Raw genomic sequence first — 18,293 nt, forward strand, 5'->3', positions numbered from 1 at the left:
CTTTCGATCAGGCTCTGGCCGGAATGGCGAGGCCCCTCTGCACCGCCGGCCGGGCGAGGCCGCGCTCCAGCCATGCGCCCACGCTGGGGAAGTCGTCGAAACCGACGAGTTCCCGTGCCTCGTAAAAGCCGATCAGATTGCGCACCCATCCAAGCATCGAAATATCGGCGATGGTGTAATCGTCGCCCATGATCCAGCTGCGGCCCTTGAGCCTCGTTTCGAGGACGCCGATCAGCCGTCGCGACTCGTCGCGATAACGTTCCAGCGGGCGCTTGTCCGCGATTTCGCGCCCGGCGAATTTGTGGAAGAACCCGACCTGGCCGAACATCGGCCCGATCGAAGCCATCTGGAAGAACACCCACTGGATCGTCTCGTAACGCAGCGTTGCGTCTGCCGGGACCAGCTTGCCGGTCTTGTCGCTGAGGTAGAGCAGTATGGCGCCGGATTCGAACAGGCCGATCGGCTTTCCGCCCGGGCCGTCCGGATCGATCATCGCCGGTATCTTGCCGTTCGGGTTCAAAGACAGGAATTCCGGGGTCCAGCTCTCGTTCTTGCCGATGTCGACGGCATGCGGCTCGTACGGCAGGCCAAGTTCCTCCAGCGCGATCGATATCTTCACCCCGTTCGGCGTCGGAAACGAATACAGCTGGATGCGGTCGGGGTGGCTCGCCGGCCAGCGCGTGGCGATCGGAAACGCGGACAGATCGGTCATCGAAGCTCCTGGTCGGGGACCGCGCCGAGCGGCACGGTCATGGCGGGTCGCAGAGAGTTAGGCGCGACGCCTGGCGCCATCAATATGCGCATGGAAAGTTTCACCGGCCCCGGTGAAGGGCCGCAAGGGGTGCGGTTACACGGCCTTGACCGCCAGCACCGCATTGGTGCCGCCGAAGGCGAAGCTGTTGCTGATCGCGGTGCGCACGGTGCGTTCGCGCGCCACGTTCGGCGTGATGTCGAGATCGCAGTCGGCGTCGGCTTCCCGATAATTGGCGGTCGGCGGCACGATGCCTTCGCGGATCGCCATCACGCAGGCGATCATTTCCAGCGCGCCGGACGCGCCGAGACAGTGGGCATGCATCGATTTGGTCGAGGAGATAGAAAGCTTGTAGGCATGGCCGCCGAAGACACGCTTGATCGCCGCCGTCTCGATCTGATCGTTGGCCTTGGTGCCGGTGCCATGCGCGTTGAGATAGTCGACGTCCTCCGGATTGAGCCCGGCATCGACGAGGCAGAAGCGCATCGCCGCCTCGGGCCCTTCGATGGTTGGCGCGACGATGTCGGAGGCGTCGGCGGAAAGGCCGACGCCGGCGATTTCGGCAAGGATGGCCGCGCCGCGCGCCATGGCATGCTCATATGTTTCCAGCACCACCATGCCGGCGCCTTCGCCGAGCACAAGCCCTTGGCGGTCGGCCGAAAACGGCCGGCAGGTGTCCGGCGACAGGACCCGCAGGGCCTCCCAGCCCTTGAGGATGCCCCAGACCAGCGGCGCATCGGTGCCGCCGGCGACCATGACGTCGGCCCGGCCGAGCCTGATCTGATCGACCGCCGAGGCAATGGCGTGGTTGGATGACGAGCAGGCAGAGGTGATGCCGAACACCGGCCCGCGCAGACCAAGATTCATGCTGACATGGCCGGCGGCTGCGCCCGGCATTACTTTCGGTACGGTGAAGATGCCGGCGCGGTTCTTGCCTTCGAGCAGGATGGCGCGATAGTTCTCTTCGATTGCCTCCCAGCCGCAGACGCCGACGCCGACGATGGTACCCATCCGGTATGTGTTGGCCGCGTGCGGGTTCAATCCCGCCTGCTGTGCCGCCTCCCGCGCGGCGATCGTCGCCAGAAGGCTGAAGCGGTCCATCGACACGACCTGCTTGCGGTCGATGCCGTGCTCGGGAAGCGCCTTGATTTCGCAGCCGACCTTGACCTTCAGATCATGCAGCAGCGGATTGTCGATCGCGCCGATTGCCGAACGGCCGGCGCGCATCTCATTCCAGATTGCCGGTGCATTGGTGCCGAGGCCGCATAACCCACCGATGCCCGTGATGACGATGCGCTTGTGCATTCAGTCAGGCTTTTTTCGCGATCAGCGCGCGAACCGCCTCGACCATGTCGCCGACATTCTTCAGATTGCTCCAGGCATCGACGGTGTTCATCTCGATTTCGATGCCATACTCTTCCTCGAGATCGAAGATGATCTCCGTCAGTTCCAGCGAATGGATGCCAAGGGCGGTCAGTTCGGTACTGGTGGTGATTTCCTCGCCGCCCGGCTCGGCATGAGCCTTGATCTTGGCGATGATATCGTTTGCCAGCTGGTCAGCCATTCGGTTTCTTCCCCAACTCTGTCGTTTCCCGACGCCAACTGATCAGCGCCCCTTTTGTCCTCGATTACGTCGTCATCGTCGCCTTTTACCCCCGCCAAGCGCCGGTGACCGTACCAAGGTGGCTCCCTCTATAGAAACCGAAACGCTGTCAAGCAACAAGCTATATATCGACAAAGCCGCCGCAGTGCTTAACGTTGGTGTCGTGGATACGATCGCATATAGCTTGACCTCAGTGCCGCCGGCCCAGCGTGTTGCCGGCGTCGCGCGGCTTGCCTGCGACTGGAACGGAGGCCGCACGCGTCTTCGGCGGCTGTACCAGGACGGCTCTGCCAAGATCCGCATGCCGGCGGTCTCGGCCGATCCGCTCGAAGCCGTCCTGATCAACACTGCCGGTGGGCTGACCGGTGGCGACCGTCTCGCCTGGGAGGTCGATGTCGGTGCCGGCGCCTCCGCAACCATAACAACGCAGGCCTGCGAGAAAATCTACCGCGCCGCATCCGACCGCGCCGAAGTGCGGGTGCAGCTGACCGTCGGCGAAGATGGCCATATTGCCTGGCTGCCGCAGGAAACCATCGTCTTCGACCGCTCGGCCTTTGCCCGCACGCTTGACGTTGAGCTTGCCGCCGGAGCCGAGGCGCTGATCCTGGAGGCTACCGTCTTCGGCCGCCTGGCCATGGGGGAACGGGCTTCGCAAGGTCAATTCCACGACCGCTGGCGCGTCCGCCAGGACGGGGCGCTGATGCACGCCGAGGAGTTCCGCATCGGGCCGGACATCGCGGCCCCCTTGAACCGTCAGGCAGTGGCCGGCGGCGGCATCGCCGTGGCGACGCTGCTGATGGTGTCGCCGCGGGCAGAAGCTTTGCTCGAGCCGGCCCGAAATATCGTCGGCGGCCAGGGCGGCGTCAGTTTCTGGAGCGTGCGGAAATCTGGCAAGCTTCTTGCGAGGCTGTTCGCCGAGGACGGCTACCAGCTCCGCAAGCGGCTGGTGCCGCTTGTCGAATCGCTCAACGGACGGGCAGGCCTGCCCAAATTATGGTCACTCTGATTTCGATCGTCCCACTGCAGGAAAAAGCATGAATCTGACGCCGAGGGAGAAAGACAAGCTGCTGATCGCCATGGCGGCGATCGTGGCCCGCAAGCGGCTCGAACGCGGCGTCAAGCTCAATCATCCGGAAGCGATCGCGCTGATCACCGATTTCGTCGTTGAGGGGGCCCGCGACGGCCGCGCGGTCGCCGAGCTGATGGAGGCCGGTGCCCATGTCGTCACCCGGGCCCAGGTGATGGAAGGCATTGCCGAAATGATCCACGACGTGCAGGTCGAGGCGACGTTTCCAGACGGCACCAAACTGGTGACCGTGCACGAGCCGATCAGATAACACCGCCAAGGAGAGGAAAATGCTTGAGCTGCGTCCCAACTGCGAGTGCTGCGACAAGGATCTGCCGCCCGATGCGACGGATGCGGTGATCTGCACCTTCGAATGCACCTTTTGCGCCGACTGCGCACAAAACGTGCTCGGCGGCGCCTGCCCGAATTGCGGCGGCAACTTCTCGGCCCGCCCGATCCGTGCGGCAGCGCTGCTGACGAAATATCCGGCCTCCACCAGACGTGTGCTGAAGGCCGAAGGCTGCGGCCCCCGCAAGGCCGCCTGATCCGGCGACCGTGAAACGGCGTGAAACGGAAGGCAATCAATGATCCCCGGCGAAATCATCACGGCAAGCGGCGAGATAGAGCTGAACAAGGGTCTGCCGACAGTCACCTTGAAGGTAGCCAACAGCGGCGATCGGCCAATCCAGGTCGGCAGCCACTACCACTTCTTCGAGACCAATGAAGGGCTGAGATTCGATCGCGACAAGGCGCGGGGCATGCGCCTCGACATCGCTGCCGGCACCGCCATGCGCTTCGAGCCGGGGCAGGAGCGTGACGTTACCCTGGTGCCGCTCGGCGGCAAGCGCGAGGTCTACGGGTTTCAGCAGAAGATCATGGGCGCGCTGTGAGATCGAAGGCGTCGAGCAGTTTCGGCTCAGCCGGGCGGCTTGGCCGCCGCATAGATGACGACCTTTCCGGGATCGTCGAATTCTACCGCCAGAACGTCCTCGGTCTGCACTCGCCGCGAGTCGATGGCGTTGAACAGCAATGCGTTCGCCTCGATCTCCTTGCGCAACTCGGCAATGTCGTCCCGATGTTGCCTGACCTTGTTCTCGATCGCCGGTGGCGGGCCGCCTTCGGTGCGCGCGGCGTCGGTAAGAAACACGATATCGACCTTGTCGAGCTTGGATGTCTTGCGCACGACCGCGATGTTTTCACGCGTGCGGTCGATCGCCGAACTGACCTTGCCGGCTTCCGCATTTGTCTTGGTCTCTTCCTGGCCGACCTCCGAGCCGACGATCCGGTTGACGGTCTCGGCGCTGTCAAGGCTCTGCGCGTTCAGCGCGGCGTGCGGGATGCTGGCTGCCAGAAACGCGGTCGCGGCAATCCCATGCAGCCATCTGGTGTCGGAGAAGGTGGTGATCGCCATCGCTCGTTCTCAGGGTCCTTTTCGAGGCTTGTGTCAGGGCGACAGGACCGAAACGTAACGTCCCCCGTGAAGGTTCCCTTTGCGATGCGGCGGGCTGACCGAGCGCCGGCCCGCCGCCTCGTCTCGTCAGCTCGCTTTCTTGGTGATCAGCGTCAGCGCGCCATTGGTGCTCATGCTGGCGGCGATCACCTGCGCCGAGGTGAGCCCCTTGGCTTCGAGCGCGGATTTGACCTGCGGTGTCGCGTCGATCGAGCCGCGCAGTTTCTGCAGGTCGGCATCGCTACGCTTTGCGATCACCTCGTTGACCTTGGCTTGAGTGTCCGCCGGCAGGTCCTTGATATCGACGACGTTGATCGCCTGGATGGTGGGCGCCTGTGGCTGCGCCCCGGGCGCGGCAGGAGCAGGCGCGGCCGGCGCCGGACTGGGCTGCTGAGCAGGCTGTTGCTGGGCGCTGGCGGCAGTTGCGAGCACCAGCGTGGCGGCGGCTGCCAGAAGAGTCGTTTTGCGCATGGATGTTCCTTTCCATCGATTGGCAAATGGTCGTTTTGGGGTGGCCCAGCCACCTCAAACGCTAAATGGGATCGGAAAGTGTCGCTCAGCGGGTCATTGCGTGACCATAGGATGGCGGCAATGTGGGCCTCGGCTTCGACAAGCGGTATTTTCGGGCTGTATTTCGGGAGCAATTGCTGATGGCTAAAATCACCCGCGCCGCCTATGCCCAGATGTACGGCCCGACCGTCGGCGACAAGGTCCGGCTCGCAGACACCGAGCTGTTCATCGAGGTCGAAAAGGATCTCACCCTGCACGGCGAGGAGGTGAAATTCGGCGGCGGCAAGGTCATCCGCGACGGCATGGGCCAGAGCCAGGTTTCGCGCGCGCAAGGCGCCGTCGACACCGTCATCACCAATGCGCTGGTCGTCGATGCCACCGCCGGCATCATCAAGGCCGATATCGGCCTCAGGGACGGCCGCATCGCCGCGATCGGCAAGGCCGGCAATCCGGATACTCAAGGCGGCGTTACCATCATCATCGGCCCGGGCACCGAGATTATCGCCGGCGAGGGCAAGATCGTGACCGCCGGCGGCTTCGACGCGCATATCCACTTCATCTGCCCGCAGCAGATCGAGGAAGCGCTGATGTCGGGCATCACCACCATGCTCGGCGGCGGCACCGGCCCGGCGCACGGCACGCTGGCCACCACCTGCACGCCGGGGCCGTGGCATCTGGCGCGCATGATCCAGTCTTTCGACGCCTTCCCGATGAATATCGGCCTGTCGGGCAAGGGCAACGCGTCGCTGCCTGCCGCGCTCGAGGAGATGGTGCTCGCCGGCGCCTGCTCGCTGAAGCTGCATGAGGACTGGGGCACGACACCGGCTGCAATCGACTGCTGCCTGTCGGTCGCCGACGATTACGACGTGCAGGTGATGATCCACACCGACACGCTGAACGAGTCCGGCTTCGTCGAAAACACGGTCGCGGCGATCAAGGGCCGCACCATCCATGCCTTCCACACCGAAGGCGCCGGCGGCGGCCACGCACCTGATATCATCAAGGTCTGCGGCCTGCCCAACGTCATTCCGTCCTCGACCAATCCGACCCGTCCCTATACGGTCAACACGCTGGCCGAACACCTCGACATGCTGATGGTCTGTCACCATCTGTCGCCGTCGATCCCCGAAGATATCGCCTTTGCCGAAAGCCGCATCCGCAAGGAAACCATCGCCGCCGAAGACATTCTGCACGACATCGGCGCCTTCTCGATCATCTCGTCGGACAGTCAGGCCATGGGCCGTGTCGGCGAAGTGGCGATCCGCTGCTGGCAGACCGCCGACAAGATGAAGCGCCAGCGCGGTTCGCTGCCGCAGGAGACCGGCGACAACGACAATTTCCGTGTCCGCCGCTACATCGCCAAATACACCATCAATCCGGCCATCGCGCATGGCCTGTCGAAGGACATCGGTTCGGTGGCGGTGGGAAAACGCGCCGACCTTGTGCTGTGGAATCCGGCCTTCTTCGGCGTCAAGCCGGACATGGTGCTGATTGGCGGCATGATCGCCGCCGCCCCGATGGGCGATCCCAACGCCTCGATCCCGACGCCGCAGCCGATGCACTACCGGCCGATGTTCGGCGCCTATGGCAAGGCGATGACCAATTCGTCGGTGACCTTCGTTTCGAAGGCCGCGCTCGATTCCGGCCTGCGCGGCAGGCTCGGCATCGACAAGCAGATGGTGGCGGTAGAGAACACCCGCGGCGGCATTGGCAAGCACTCGATGGTGCTCAACGACGCCACGCCGCATGTCGAGGTCGACCCCGAAACCTATGAGATCCGCGCCGACGGCGAGTTGCTCACCTGCGAGCCGGCCACCGTGCTGCCGATGGCGCAACGCTACTTCCTGTTCTGAACCATAGGCGTTAGAACGACCGATGTAGAACATGCCGCGCCAGGCTTATGGACCAGCAACTCCCCTACGCCCACGACATTTTCCCGCATGTTCGCATCGTCTTGGGCATGGTGATCGGCCTTGGCGTCACACGGCTGCTGTCGGGGCTCGCCCGCATCGTCCAGCATCCCGGCCAGTACCGGCTCTATCCCGTGCACCTCGCCTGGGTTGCGTCGGTGCTTTTGATGCTGGTGCATTTCTGGTGGTGGGAGTTCGGCCTGTTCCAGATCGAGAGCTGGACCTTCGGCAAATACCTGTTCATCATCTTCTACGCCGTCACGCTGTTTCTGCTCTGCGCGCTGCTGTTTCCGGATTCGATGCTGGACTACACCAGCTATGAGGATTTCTTTTATTCGCGCCGGGCCTGGTTCTTCGGCCTGCTGGCGGCGACCTATTTGCTGGACGTGGTCGACACGCTGCTGAAAGGGCCCGAGCATTTTGCCCGCTTCGGCGTTGAATATTTGTTCCGCACCCCAGTGTTCGTCGCGCTTTGTGTCATCGCGATTCTTATCAGCGACCGCCGCTTTCACATCGCCTTTGTCGCCGGCGCGCTCGTCTATCAGATATCGTTTATCCTGCGGCTCTTCGACACGATTGTTTGAGCGCCATTGGAGCGGCTGATCGGATAGTCTAGGCTTTTTTGGGAGAGGCAGTTTTACATGACGCTCGATATCCGCACTGACTTCACCAAATTCCCGCGCGCCGTCTCCGTCTTGGCCGCAGGCGAAGCCGGAACCACCACGCCATACGATAGTGCGGTGCTTGCCCATGACGAGCGGCATCTGCGCCGGCGCGCCATCGAAACGGCCCGTAGCGACAAGGTACTGGTCGACCTGCCCGTACCGGTGACCTTGAATGATGGCGACCGGCTGGTGCTGGAAGATGGCCGCCACATCGAGATCATCGCGGCCGAGGAGCCGCTCTACGATGTCCGGGCCAGCGACCCTGTCCGTCTGGCCGAGCTTGCCTGGCACATCGGCAACCGCCATCTCGCCGCCGCCATCGAAGCTGGGCGCATCCTCATCCTGCGCGACCATGTCATCAAGGCGATGCTGGAGGGATTGGGCGCCACCGTGAGCGACGTCTCCGAACCGTTCAAGCCGGTGCGCGGCGCCTATTCCGGCCATGGCGGGCACGGCCATGCTCATTCCGAGGCGGATGCGCACAGCCACGCCGAAGCGCATTCCCATAGCCATAGCGAATCGCGTTCCCACAGCCATTCGCACGACCATGACCATGACTGACCAGCCTTCCAACGTTGCCCAGCCTTCCAACATTGCATTGTTGCGGCTGATGGCGTGGCTGTCGCCGTCTTTTCCGGTCGGCGGTTTTTCCTACAGCCATGGTCTGGAACAAGCCGTGCATGCCGGGCTGGTTGCCGACAGCAAAGACCTCGCCGCGTGGCTGGAGACGCTGGTCGAGATGGGTTCCGGCTGGAACGATGCGGTGCTGTTTGCCGAAAGCTGGCGCCGTGCCCGCGAAGCCGGCGATCTCGCCGAAATCGCAGCACTCGCCGAGGCCTTGGTCGGCTCACGCGAGCGTCATACCGAGACGATGCTGCAGGGCGCCGCTTTCCTGAAAGCGGCCTCCGCCTGGCCGTGCCAGGTGTTGGATCGCCTGCCGGCCGAATGTGCCTATTGCGTCGCCGTCGGTGCCGTCGCCGGCGGCCACGGAATTATGCTGCGGGATGCGCTGGCCGGCTTCCTGCAGGCCTTCTTTTCCAACCTCGTCCAGGCCGCGATCCGGCTTGGTGTCGTTGGCCAGACCGGAGCGACCGCGCTGCTCGCCGGCTTCGAGCCGCTAGCCTTGGCGACCGCAGCCCGCGCTGCCGGCTCCACGCTCGACGATCTCGGCGGCTGCGCTTTTATCTCCGACATCATGGCGATGAAGCACGAAACCCAGTATTCGCGGCTGTTCCGCTCATGATCGTCCTCGCTTTCGCCCTCTCGCTGGTCCTGCTGCTGATCACCGCGCTGCATGTCTATTGGGGCATTGGCGGAATCTGGCCGGGCAGGGATGCTGCCTCCTGCGCCCGCGCCGTCATCGGCTTTCATGGCGTCGACGAAATGCCGGCACCCTTCGCCAGCTTCGCCGTTGCCGCCTGCCTCGGCCTGGCGACACTGTGGCCGATGGCGCTCAAGGGTGTTTTCGCCACGCCCTTTCACAAGGCCGGGCTTGCCGCCACGTCGCTACTCATCGCGCTGGTTTTCCTGGCGCGCGGCATTGCCGGCTTCACGCCGTGGTGGCGCCGGCTGACGCCCGAACAGCCTTTCGCGCGGCTCGATCTGCGTTACTATTCGCCGCTGTGCCTGCTGATCGGGCTTGGCTTTGCTGTTCTTGCCCTCACGGAGTTCCCCGCATGATATCGCCCAACGGTCCTCTTCGCATCGGCATTGGCGGTCCGGTCGGCTCGGGTAAGACGACGCTCACCGAAAAGCTCTGCAAGGCGCTGCGTGACGAGTTCTCGATCGCCGTCGTCACCAACGACATCTACACCAAGGAAGACGCCATGATGCTGGCCCGGCTGCAGGCACTGCCCGAGGATCGCATCGTCGGCGTCGAGACCGGCGGCTGTCCGCACACCGCCATTCGCGAGGACGCCTCGATCAATCTGCAGGCGATCGCCGAGATGACCAAAAAATTCCCGGATCTCGACATCGTCTTCATCGAATCGGGCGGCGACAACCTCGCCGCCACCTTCTCGCCGGACCTTGCCGACCTGACGCTCTATGTCATCTCGGTTTGCCAGGGCGAGGAGATTCCGCGCAAGGGCGGACCGGCGATCACCCGGTCCGATTTCCTGGTCATCAACAAGAGCGACCTTGCGCCCTATGTGAACGTCAATCTCGACATCATGGAACGTGACGCTGCCCGCATGCGCGGCAAACGGCCGTTCGGCTTCACCGACCTGTCGCGCGGCAAGGGACTGCAGGAAGTGATAGATTTCATCGTCGAGCATGGCGGGCTGAGAGCCGGCGCGGCCACCAGCACGGCGGCATAACGGCGCTCGCCTGCACCAAACGAAACCGGTTGCGCCTGTTCCAGCCGCGCGGCATGCTCGCTCCATTCACGGAGGTCTACGATGAGCATCACGCGCCTGCAGAAGGAAGTGCTGACTAACCTGCCGTTCTATGAGGAGCGCGTCGATCTGGCTTGCGCCTTCCGCTGGACGGCGCGGCTTAACATGCATGAGGCGGTGGCCAATCATTTTTCGCTGGCGGTCAACGACGATGGCTCGCAATTCCTGATGAACCCTAACCAGGTGCATTTCTCGCGCATCAAGGCGAGCGACCTGCTTCTGATCGACGCCAATGATCCCGACACGCTGGTCGGCCCGAATGCGCCCGATCCGACGGCGTGGGGGCTGCATGGTGCCATCCATCGCAACGTGCGTCATGCGCGCTGCGTCATGCATGTCCACTCGATCCACGCCACCGTGCTTGCCTCGCTTGCCGACTCGACGCTGCCGCCGGTCGACCAGAACTCGGCAATCTTCTTCAACCGCCATGTCGTCGACGCTCATTATGGCGGGCTGGCCTTCGAGGAAGAGGGCGAACGCTGCTCGCGGCTTCTTGTCGACCCGAAGGTCAAGGTCATGGTGATGGGCAACCATGGCGTGCTGGTCATCGGCGACAGCGTCGCCGACACCTTCAACCGCATGTTCTATTTCGAGCGCGCCGCCGAAACCTATATCAAGGCGCTGTGGACCGGCCAGCCGCTGCGGGTACTGTCGGATGAGATCGCCGAAAAGGCGGCAAGGGAACAGGAAGACTATCCCGGCCAGGCCGAACGCCATTTCTCCGAACTGAAGGCGATCCTCGACGAGCAGGAACCTGGCTACCGGAACTGAGAGCAGAGACTTCCGCGGACGCTGACGAGAGAGGGCGCCCTGGCAAAGTCGCGCCGTCATCCACAACTTTCAGTGCCTAACGTTCATGCGGCTCTCTCTTTAGTTGAGCGTATACTTGCGGTCAGGGGCGGGTTCGCATGATTATACGCGTAATAACTGGATTCACCGTTGCGTTGCTGCTCGGCCTAAAACCCGTTCGACGCGTCGGAAGCAATTGACATGAAGATAAGAAATAAAGGCCGCAAGAAAGAATACGATGTTTATGCGATTGCATTTTATATATCTGATGATTTGGAATTTAAGGATCGAGTTGTTTTCTATGTGGCCGAAGACGGTCTTTTCGGTTTAGCTGCAGAAGGATTTAAGGATGTAGAAATAATCGACCCAACATTGGGTTCAGAGTTTAAGTTTCATAATATGGATCATGATAAGGGATTCATTGTGCTTTGGGACCATTTCACAGATATCAACGATCTTGCCCGCTTGATTGATCTTGACCCGGAGACCGTGGCCGCATTTGAAAAGGCGCGGGCCGAGCGTAGCATCAGCTAGGATTGGTACTTTCGACCTGTAGATGTGGGGCAGCATCTACGTTTGCGGTGCGCTCAGAGTCCCAGTTCAGCTCGCAATTCCTCGGCGCTGTTGATGACAATCGCCCCCGGCGGCCCTTCCATCGGCGCCTCCGGCCAGAAGACCGTCTTCATTCCCGCCGCCAGCCCGGCCGTGGCGCCGGTCACGCTGTCGTCGACCGCTACGGCCTCGGCGGGATCGACGCCGGCCAGCCAGGCGGCGCGCAGGAATGGCTCGGGATGCGGCTTGCCTTCGCGCACGTCGTTGCGGCTGATGGTCTTCATGCCGGGGTAGAAAAGGCCGACCGCGCGCAGATTGGCGTCGACGATCAGCCGGTCGGAATTGGACACCACCGCCTGCTCAACGCCAAGCGCGCGCAGCTCGTTGAAAATCTCGATCGCGCCGGTGCGTGGCATCAGCGTTTCGGCCATCGGCAGATAGTGATCGTATTTACGCACGATCCAGTCGTCGAAAGGCAGGTCGAGGCCGAACTCGTCGCGCAGCATTTCGTAGACCGGCCATGCGGCGATGCCGAGCACCCGCTCGTGCAGGTCGGCCGGCGGTGCGATGCCGACGCTGTGCAGCGCCGCAATCAGCGCCGCCTCGTGCAGCGGCTCGCTGTCGACCAGCGTGCCGTCCATATCCCAGAAAACCGCTTTCGGCGTCATGCAAGGCTCCATTCTCCAAAATCCCTTAAAGCGTTTAGCGCGGGAGATAAACCGCCGCGTCCCCGCTAATGCATGTCGCGCAAAAGTGTGCAGCGGTTTTGCGATAACGACATGCATGAGGCCGATCGAACACGTCGCGCTTTGGAACCGAGATTGGTGCGACCTCGACAGCCTTGCTGTTGCGACGAGACTAGGTCGACCCCGTCACTTCGTTCGAACCACCAAGTCCTTAAGCAATTGCTCGTACAATAGGCAATTGCGCGCAAGTTCATTCCCTGCGAAACTATGGTACTCCGCCTCTTATGCTCGGCGGGTTGGGAGGCAGGAACTTGAATTCGCGGCAGGACAGCGGCGGCAACAGGCTGGACGACGCGGCGCGCGCCGGATGGCTCTATTACGTTGCCGGCAACACCCAGGACCAGATCGCCGCCACGCTTGGCATCTCGCGGCAGACGGCGCAGCGGCTGGTGTCGCTCGCAGTCTCCGAAGGGCTGATCAAGGTGCGCGTCGACCATCCGATCGCCAATTGCCTCGACCTTGCGGCACGGCTGAAATCGCGCTTTGCCCTTGATCTGGTCGAGGTGGTGCCGAGCGACCCATCTTCGTCCTCCACCGTCATCGGCGTCGCCGAGGCGGCGGCGGCCGAGATCGAGCGGCGGCTGAGGTCGCCGACCCCGATTGTCATGGCGATCGGCACCGGCCGCACGCTGAAGGCCGCGATCGAGCAGCTGCCGCCGATGGAATGCCCGCAGCACAAAGTGGTATCGCTGACCGGCAACATCTCGCCGGACGGCTCGGCCGCCTTCTACAACGTCATCTTCACCATGGCCGACAGGGTCAAGGCGCGCTCGTTTCCGATGCCTTTGCCGGTCATCGCCTCCTCGCCGGAGGAGCGCGAGATGCTGCTCAGCCAGCCGATGATCCAGCCGACGCTGGCGCTTGCGGCTGAGGCCGACGTCACCTTTGTCGGCATAGGCGATCTCGGCCCGAAGGCGCCGCTTTACGAGGACGGCTTCATTTCGGAGGGTGAATTGAAGGCGCTGCAGAAGGCCGGCGGCGTCGCCGAGATCGTCGGCTGGGTGTTCGATCGCGACGGCCGCATGATCGACGGCATCACCAACGACCGGGTGTCGTCGGCGCCGCTGCCGTCGCGCGAAAAGTCGCTGGTGATCGCGCTTGCCATGGGCGACCGCAAGCTGCCGGGCATCTTCGCCGCCGTCAACCGGCGGCTGGTCAACGGCCTGATCACCGATGAGCGGACCGCCGCCGCCCTGCTGGCGGGCGCATGATCTCCGAGCCCCTGACGGTCGGAAACGATCATGTGAAATCGAAACGCATCTGAACCCCCGATAAAACGAGCGACACTACTGGCGACGTCCGCAAGGATCATTGCCGTCGAGGAAGCCCATGTCGCGCTGCAGATGCGGCGGCAGTTCCCGGACGTCGAGATAGGCCCGTTTCCGCGCCGCGTGCCTTGCCAATCCCCGCGCCAGCCGTGAAAACCAGCCGTGGGCTGGAGCAAGAAGCAGCTTTTCCTGTATTGTGGTCATGATCGTCAGCCTTCGCTATCTCTAGGCGTAATTGATCTTTCAACACGGAATATCGGTAGGACCGGCTGGTGCCGCCAATCAAACGTCGATCACTGCCCATAAGGAGGGCTTATGCCGGAGCTCAATTCACGACAGCTGGTTTCGCAGCTTCCTCCGCTTCAGGCGATCCGGGTGTTCGAGGCGGTGGCGCGGCATCTCTCCTTCACCAAGGCCGCCCAGGAGCTTGGAATGACGCAGGCGGCGGCAAGCTATCAGATCAAGCTTCTGGAGGAGCGCATCGGCGCGCCTCTGTTCCTGCGCCAGCCAAAACAGATCGTGCTGACCGAACCCGGCCAACGCCTGGCGCCCGCGGTCAGCGAAGCATTCGCGCTGTTGAGCGGCGCCTATGCCGCCGCGCGCACTGGCGCCGATGGCGTGCTTTGCGTTTCGACGCTGCTGACCTTTGCCTCCAATTGGCTGGCGCAGCATCTCGGTTCCTTCCAGGTCGCGCATCCGTCGCTGGCGGTGCGCGTCGATACTTCGAACAGGGTTGTCGACTTTGCCAGAGAGGATATCGACATCGCCATCCGCTCCGGTGGCGGCAACTGGCCGGGCGTCGAGACCCATATGCTTTTCAGGGCCGATTTCACGCCGGTTCTCAGCCCAAAGCTCGCGGCAAGCATCGGCGGCGTCAAGGAGCCGGCCGACCTGCTGCGGCTGCCGATCCTCGACCCGGGCGACATCTGGTGGCGGGACTGGTTTGCCGCCGCCGGCCTGCCGGTCGAGGAACTGGCCAAGCGCCCCGGCACCAGCATGGGCGCGCAGGCCTATGAGGCCAATGCCGCGATTGCCGGCCACGGCGTGGCGATCGTTACCAAGGCGCTGTTCAAGACCGAACTTGCCGACGGCCGCCTGATCCAGCCCTTCGATCTGGTTGGTGACGACGGCCATGCCTATTGGCTGGTCTATCCGACGGCGCGGCGCAACGTGCCGAAGATCCGCGCCTTCCGCGATTGGATCCTGAGCGAGATCGCTTGCCAATAGGCTGAATCCCAGCCACCCGGACAGCAAAGCTCCGGCTTTTGGCGGCGCGATGAGCCCGCCCGAACCCCTCTCCACAAATCCCGCGAGTGGCCCAGGCTTGTCACTGCACGAGACCGGCGTGCTGCGCTGCAGCAACGAATCCGTCTTGACATAATTCAGCGCAAGTGAGTAATTGCTCACAACCAAGGCAAATGCTCATCTTGGTTTATGGGAGGAATTTTGATGAAACTTCGCACGTTCACCCTAGGCCTGTTCTCGGCCAGCGCGCTTGCTTTCGCCGCGCATGCCGAATCCATCACCATCGCCACGGTCAACAATGGCGACATGGTCCGCATGCAGAAGCTGACCGACGACTTCACCGCAACGAATCCCGACATCCAGCTGCAGTGGGTCACGCTCGAGGAAAATGTCCTGCGCGAGCGCGTCACCACCGACATCGCCACCAAGGGTGGCCAGTACGACGTGATGACCATCGGCACCTACGAGGTGCCGATCTGGGCCAAGCAGAGCTGGCTCTTGCCTCTCGACAAGCTCGGCGACGATTACGACGTCAAGGACATCATCCCGGCCATAGCCGGCGGCCTGTCGGTCGACGGCAAGCTCTACGCAGCGCCGTTCTACGGCGAAAGCTCCTTCGTCATGTACCGCAAGGACCTGATGGAAAAGGCCGGGCTCAAGATGCCCGATGCACCGACTTGGGACTTCATCAAGCAGGCCGCCGACAAGATGACCGACCGCGCCAACGGCGTGAACGGCGTCTGCCTGCGCGGCAAGGCAGGCTGGGGCGAGAACATGGCCTTCCTGACCGCCATGTCGAACTCGTTCGGCGCGCGCTGGTTCGACGAGAACTGGAAGCCGCAATTCGACCAGCCCGAATGGAAGAACACGCTGCAATTCTATGTCGACCTGATGAAGGCCGACGGCCCCGAGGGCGCGTCGTCCAACGGCTTCAACGAAAACCTGGCGCTGTTCCAGCAGGGCAAATGCGGCATGTGGATCGACGCCACCGTCGCTGCCTCCTTCGTCTCCGACCCGAAGAACTCCACCGTCGCCGACAAGGTCGGTTATACGCTGGCGCCGGACAATGGCCTCGGCAAGCGCGGCAACTGGCTGTGGGCATGGTCGCTGGCCATCCCCGCCGGCACCCAGAAGGCCGACGCCGCTCAAAAGTTCGTATCCTGGGCTACCAGCAAGCATTATGCCGAGCTCGTCGCCTCGAAGGAAGGCTGGGCCAACGTTCCGCCGGGAACGCGCTCCTCGCTCTATGCCAATCCCGAGTACCAAAAGGCAGCGCCTTTCGCCAAGATGACGCTGGACTCGATCAACTCCGCCGATCCGACGCACCCAACCGTCAAGCCGGTGCCTTATGTCGGCGTCCAGTTCGTCGCCATTCCTGAGTTCCAGGGTCTCGGCACCACCGTCGGCCAGCTCTTCTCAGCGGCACTTGCCGGCCAGTCGAGCGTCGACGATGCCTTGAAGCAGGCGCAGGACGCCGCCACCGCGACGATGACCGAGGGCGGTTACATCAAGTAGGTTCCTCCCGGTGCCGGTTGCCAATAGCAATCGGCCCCGGCCGCCCGAATCCCAGTTCGGGCGGCCAGCTTCATACCGCTGAAAAAACTTGGCTGACCTCGAAGGGTGACCGTCATGGCTACTCAGCAGACCCGTTCGCTTGCCCGTTTCATGATGGCGCCATCCGTGGTGCTGCTGCTGGTTTGGATGATTGTGCCGCTGGCATTCACGCTGTGGTTCTCCTTCCAGCAGTACAATCCGCTCAATCCGATGCGCGACGGCTTCGTCGGCTTTTCGAACTACGCGCTGTTCTATTCCAACCCGGCATTCCTACAGTCGATCCTCAACACGCTCACCATCGTCGTCAGCGTGCTTTTGATCACGGTAATCGGCGGCATCTTGCTGGCGCTTCTGCTCGATCAGCCGATGTGGGGACAGGGCATCGTCCGCATCCTCGTCATCTCGCCGTTCTTCGTCATGCCGCCGGTGGCAGCACTGGTCTGGAAGAACATGATCATGCATCCGCAGTACGGGGTTTTCGCCGATATTGCGCGCTTCTTCGGCGGGCAGCCGATCGACTGGTTCGGGCAGCACCCGCTCCTGGCGATCATCATCATCGTGGCCTGGCAGTGGCTGCCGTTTGCGACGCTGATCCTGTTGACCGCGCTTCAGTCGCTCGACGGCGAGCAGAAGGAAGCCGCCGAAATGGACGGCGCCGGCTTCATCAGCCGCTTCATCTATTTGACGCTGCCGCATATGTCGCGCGCCATAACCGTCGTAATCCTGATCCAGACGATCTTCCTACTGTCGGTCTATGCCGAGATCCTCGTCACGACCAATGGCGGCCCGGGTTACGCCTCCACCAACCTGCCCTTCCTCGTCTACCAGAAGGCATTGCTGGAGTTCAAAATCGGCCAGGCGTCCGCCGGCGGCATCATCGCCGTCATTCTCGCCAACATCGTCGCCTTCTTCGCCATGCGCGCCGTCGGCAAGAACTTGGACAAATAAGGGAGGCTAAGATGGCACGTGCAGTCACCACCCAGCACAAGACGATTGCGACCGCGGCCGCATGGATCGTCGCGCTGCTGATCTTCTTCCCGATCCTCTATACGATCATCACCTCGTTCAAGTCGGAGCAGGAGGCTATCCAGGGCTTCAACCTGTTCCCGTCGGGAACCACGGAGAGCTATTCCGAGGTCCAGGCGCAGAACGGCTATTTCAAGTTCTTCCTGAACTCGGTGTTCCTGTCGGTCGGCTCGACCGTCCTGGCTCTGCTCGTCGCCATACCGGCGGCATGGTCGATGGCGTTTTCGCCGGGCAAACGCACCAAGGACATCTTGATGTGGATGCTTTCCACCAAGATGATGCCCGCCGTCGCCGTGCTGTTTCCGATCTACCTGATCTTCCGGGATACCGGGCTGCTCGACAGCCGCATCGGCCTGATGGTCATGCTGATGCTGATCAACCTGCCGATCGTGGTCTGGATGCTCTACACCTATTTTCGCGAGATCCCGGGCGAGATCCTGGAAGCGGCGCGCATGGACGGCGCGTCGCTCTGGAACGAGATCATTTACGTGCTGACGCCGATGGCGGTGCCCGGCATCGCCTCGACCATGCTGCTCAACATCATTCTCGCCTGGAACGAGGCATTCTGGACGATCCGGCTGACCACTACCGAGGCCGCGCCGCTCACCGCTTTCATCAGCTCCTTCTCCAGCCCGCAGGGGCTGTTCTGGGCCAAGCTTTCTGCCGCCTCGACGCTGGCGATCGCGCCGATCCTGATCATGGGCTGGTTCAGCCAGAAGCAGCTGGTCCGCGGCCTGACATTTGGGGCGGTGAAGTAACGGA

Annotated in this window: 24 protein-coding genes; 17 read left to right on the forward strand and 7 right to left on the reverse strand. The window is 62.7% G+C overall.

Features of this window, described 5'->3' with window-relative positions; all coding sequences use genetic code 11:
- Positions 1-7 precede the first annotated feature (7 nt).
- From NKI95_RS09860 to NKI95_RS09870, 3 genes are all read right to left on the reverse strand, one after another.
- Positions 8-712 (reverse strand): glutathione S-transferase family protein, encoded by a 705-nt coding sequence (locus NKI95_RS09860; RefSeq protein ID WP_352716316.1) that lies wholly within the window; start codon positions 710-712, stop codon positions 8-10.
- 135 nt (positions 713-847) lie between these two features.
- Positions 848-2,056: a beta-ketoacyl-[acyl-carrier-protein] synthase family protein gene (locus tag NKI95_RS09865; protein WP_352467770.1), complete on the reverse strand. Its 1,209-nt coding sequence runs from the start codon at positions 2,054-2,056 to the stop codon at positions 848-850.
- 4 nt (positions 2,057-2,060) lie between these two features.
- Positions 2,061-2,315, reverse strand: coding sequence for an acyl carrier protein (locus tag NKI95_RS09870; RefSeq protein ID WP_023677013.1), 255 nt, complete (start codon positions 2,313-2,315; stop codon positions 2,061-2,063).
- Positions 2,316-2,517: 202 nt separating this feature from the next.
- On the opposite strand from NKI95_RS09870, the gene NKI95_RS09875 reads away from it, so the two are divergent.
- The 4 genes from NKI95_RS09875 to NKI95_RS09890 are packed head-to-tail and all read left to right on the forward strand — an operon-like array spanning position 2,518 to position 4,310.
- The gene (locus tag NKI95_RS09875) at positions 2,518-3,360 is read left to right on the forward strand and encodes an urease accessory protein UreD (protein WP_352716318.1); all 843 of its coding nucleotides are present in this window, start codon (positions 2,518-2,520) and stop codon (positions 3,358-3,360) included.
- Between the two features lie 28 nt (positions 3,361-3,388).
- A complete protein-coding gene (locus NKI95_RS09880; RefSeq protein WP_023677011.1) occupies positions 3,389-3,691 on the forward strand; it encodes an urease subunit gamma in 303 nt (100 codons plus the stop codon).
- A gap of 19 nt (positions 3,692-3,710) precedes the next feature.
- Positions 3,711-3,965: a DUF1272 domain-containing protein gene (locus NKI95_RS09885; RefSeq protein ID WP_352716320.1), complete on the forward strand. Its 255-nt coding sequence runs from the start codon at positions 3,711-3,713 to the stop codon at positions 3,963-3,965.
- Between the two features lie 39 nt (positions 3,966-4,004).
- Positions 4,005-4,310: an urease subunit beta gene (locus NKI95_RS09890; protein WP_352716321.1), complete on the forward strand. Its 306-nt coding sequence runs from the start codon at positions 4,005-4,007 to the stop codon at positions 4,308-4,310.
- A gap of 26 nt (positions 4,311-4,336) precedes the next feature.
- On the opposite strand, the gene NKI95_RS09895 is transcribed toward NKI95_RS09890, so the two are convergent.
- Both NKI95_RS09895 and NKI95_RS09900 read right to left on the reverse strand, forming a co-directional pair.
- Positions 4,337-4,831: a hypothetical protein gene (locus tag NKI95_RS09895; protein ID WP_023722544.1), complete on the reverse strand. Its 495-nt coding sequence runs from the start codon at positions 4,829-4,831 to the stop codon at positions 4,337-4,339.
- Positions 4,832-4,957: 126 nt separating this feature from the next.
- Positions 4,958-5,341 (reverse strand): hypothetical protein, encoded by a 384-nt coding sequence (locus NKI95_RS09900; protein ID WP_023677006.1) that lies wholly within the window; start codon positions 5,339-5,341, stop codon positions 4,958-4,960.
- 179 nt (positions 5,342-5,520) lie between these two features.
- On the opposite strand from NKI95_RS09900, the gene ureC reads away from it, so the two are divergent.
- From ureC to NKI95_RS09940, 8 genes are all read left to right on the forward strand, one after another.
- Positions 5,521-7,233, forward strand: a complete 1,713-nt coding sequence (ureC, locus tag NKI95_RS09905; protein WP_502909138.1) for an urease subunit alpha — start codon at positions 5,521-5,523, stop codon at positions 7,231-7,233.
- A gap of 47 nt (positions 7,234-7,280) precedes the next feature.
- A complete protein-coding gene (locus tag NKI95_RS09910; RefSeq protein ID WP_352716323.1) occupies positions 7,281-7,874 on the forward strand; it encodes a hypothetical protein in 594 nt (197 codons plus the stop codon).
- 57 nt (positions 7,875-7,931) lie between these two features.
- Entirely contained in the window at positions 7,932-8,516 is a 585-nt protein-coding gene (locus NKI95_RS09915) for an urease accessory protein UreE (protein WP_352716325.1), read from the forward strand.
- The gene (locus NKI95_RS09920; protein WP_352716327.1) at positions 8,509-9,198 is read left to right on the forward strand and encodes an urease accessory protein UreF; all 690 of its coding nucleotides are present in this window, start codon (positions 8,509-8,511) and stop codon (positions 9,196-9,198) included. Before NKI95_RS09915 ends, NKI95_RS09920 begins: the two co-directional genes overlap by 8 nt.
- Entirely contained in the window at positions 9,195-9,635 is a 441-nt protein-coding gene (locus NKI95_RS09925; RefSeq protein ID WP_352716329.1) for a DUF3995 domain-containing protein, read from the forward strand. Before NKI95_RS09920 ends, NKI95_RS09925 begins: the two co-directional genes overlap by 4 nt.
- Positions 9,632-10,273 (forward strand): urease accessory protein UreG, encoded by a 642-nt coding sequence (ureG, locus tag NKI95_RS09930; protein WP_352716331.1) that lies wholly within the window; start codon positions 9,632-9,634, stop codon positions 10,271-10,273. Before NKI95_RS09925 ends, ureG begins: the two co-directional genes overlap by 4 nt.
- Positions 10,274-10,354: 81 nt before the next feature.
- A complete protein-coding gene (locus NKI95_RS09935) occupies positions 10,355-11,122 on the forward strand; it encodes a class II aldolase and adducin N-terminal domain-containing protein (RefSeq protein WP_352716332.1) in 768 nt (255 codons plus the stop codon).
- Positions 11,123-11,341: 219 nt separating this feature from the next.
- Positions 11,342-11,674 carry a hypothetical protein gene (locus NKI95_RS09940; RefSeq protein ID WP_352716334.1) on the forward strand — a complete coding sequence of 111 codons (333 nt, stop codon included), beginning with the start codon at positions 11,342-11,344 and terminating at the stop codon, positions 11,672-11,674.
- A 53-nt stretch (positions 11,675-11,727) separates the two neighbouring features.
- Here NKI95_RS09940 and NKI95_RS09945 read toward each other — a convergent pair whose 3' ends face one another.
- The gene (locus tag NKI95_RS09945) at positions 11,728-12,360 is read right to left on the reverse strand and encodes an HAD family hydrolase (RefSeq protein WP_352716336.1); all 633 of its coding nucleotides are present in this window, start codon (positions 12,358-12,360) and stop codon (positions 11,728-11,730) included.
- 329 nt (positions 12,361-12,689) lie between these two features.
- Here NKI95_RS09945 and NKI95_RS09950 point away from each other — a divergent pair, with 329 nt between their 5' ends.
- Positions 12,690-13,649 carry a sugar-binding transcriptional regulator gene (locus NKI95_RS09950; protein ID WP_352716338.1) on the forward strand — a complete coding sequence of 320 codons (960 nt, stop codon included), beginning with the start codon at positions 12,690-12,692 and terminating at the stop codon, positions 13,647-13,649.
- A 75-nt stretch (positions 13,650-13,724) separates the two neighbouring features.
- Here the strand turns inward: NKI95_RS09950 and NKI95_RS09955 are convergent, their stop codons facing one another.
- On the reverse strand, positions 13,725-13,910 hold the full coding sequence (locus NKI95_RS09955; RefSeq protein ID WP_292662415.1) for a hypothetical protein: 186 nt from the start codon (positions 13,908-13,910) through the stop codon (positions 13,725-13,727).
- Positions 13,911-14,021: 111 nt separating this feature from the next.
- Here NKI95_RS09955 and gcvA point away from each other — a divergent pair, with 111 nt between their 5' ends.
- The 4 genes from gcvA (at position 14,022) to NKI95_RS09975 (ending at position 18,289) form a co-directional block, all read left to right on the forward strand.
- Complete coding sequence (gene gcvA / locus NKI95_RS09960; protein WP_292662413.1) at positions 14,022-14,933, forward strand: transcriptional regulator GcvA; 912 nt, start codon at positions 14,022-14,024, stop codon at positions 14,931-14,933.
- Between the two features lie 222 nt (positions 14,934-15,155).
- Complete coding sequence (locus NKI95_RS09965) at positions 15,156-16,466, forward strand: ABC transporter substrate-binding protein (RefSeq protein ID WP_352716340.1); 1,311 nt, start codon at positions 15,156-15,158, stop codon at positions 16,464-16,466.
- A gap of 114 nt (positions 16,467-16,580) precedes the next feature.
- A complete protein-coding gene (locus tag NKI95_RS09970) occupies positions 16,581-17,453 on the forward strand; it encodes a carbohydrate ABC transporter permease (protein WP_031195183.1) in 873 nt (290 codons plus the stop codon).
- Between the two features lie 11 nt (positions 17,454-17,464).
- On the forward strand, positions 17,465-18,289 hold the full coding sequence (locus NKI95_RS09975) for a carbohydrate ABC transporter permease (protein ID WP_292662404.1): 825 nt from the start codon (positions 17,465-17,467) through the stop codon (positions 18,287-18,289).
- Positions 18,290-18,293: the final 4 nt, after the last annotated feature.

Source organism: Mesorhizobium sp. M0306 (assembly GCF_040321655.1).
Classification (GTDB): domain Bacteria; phylum Pseudomonadota; class Alphaproteobacteria; order Rhizobiales; family Rhizobiaceae; genus Mesorhizobium.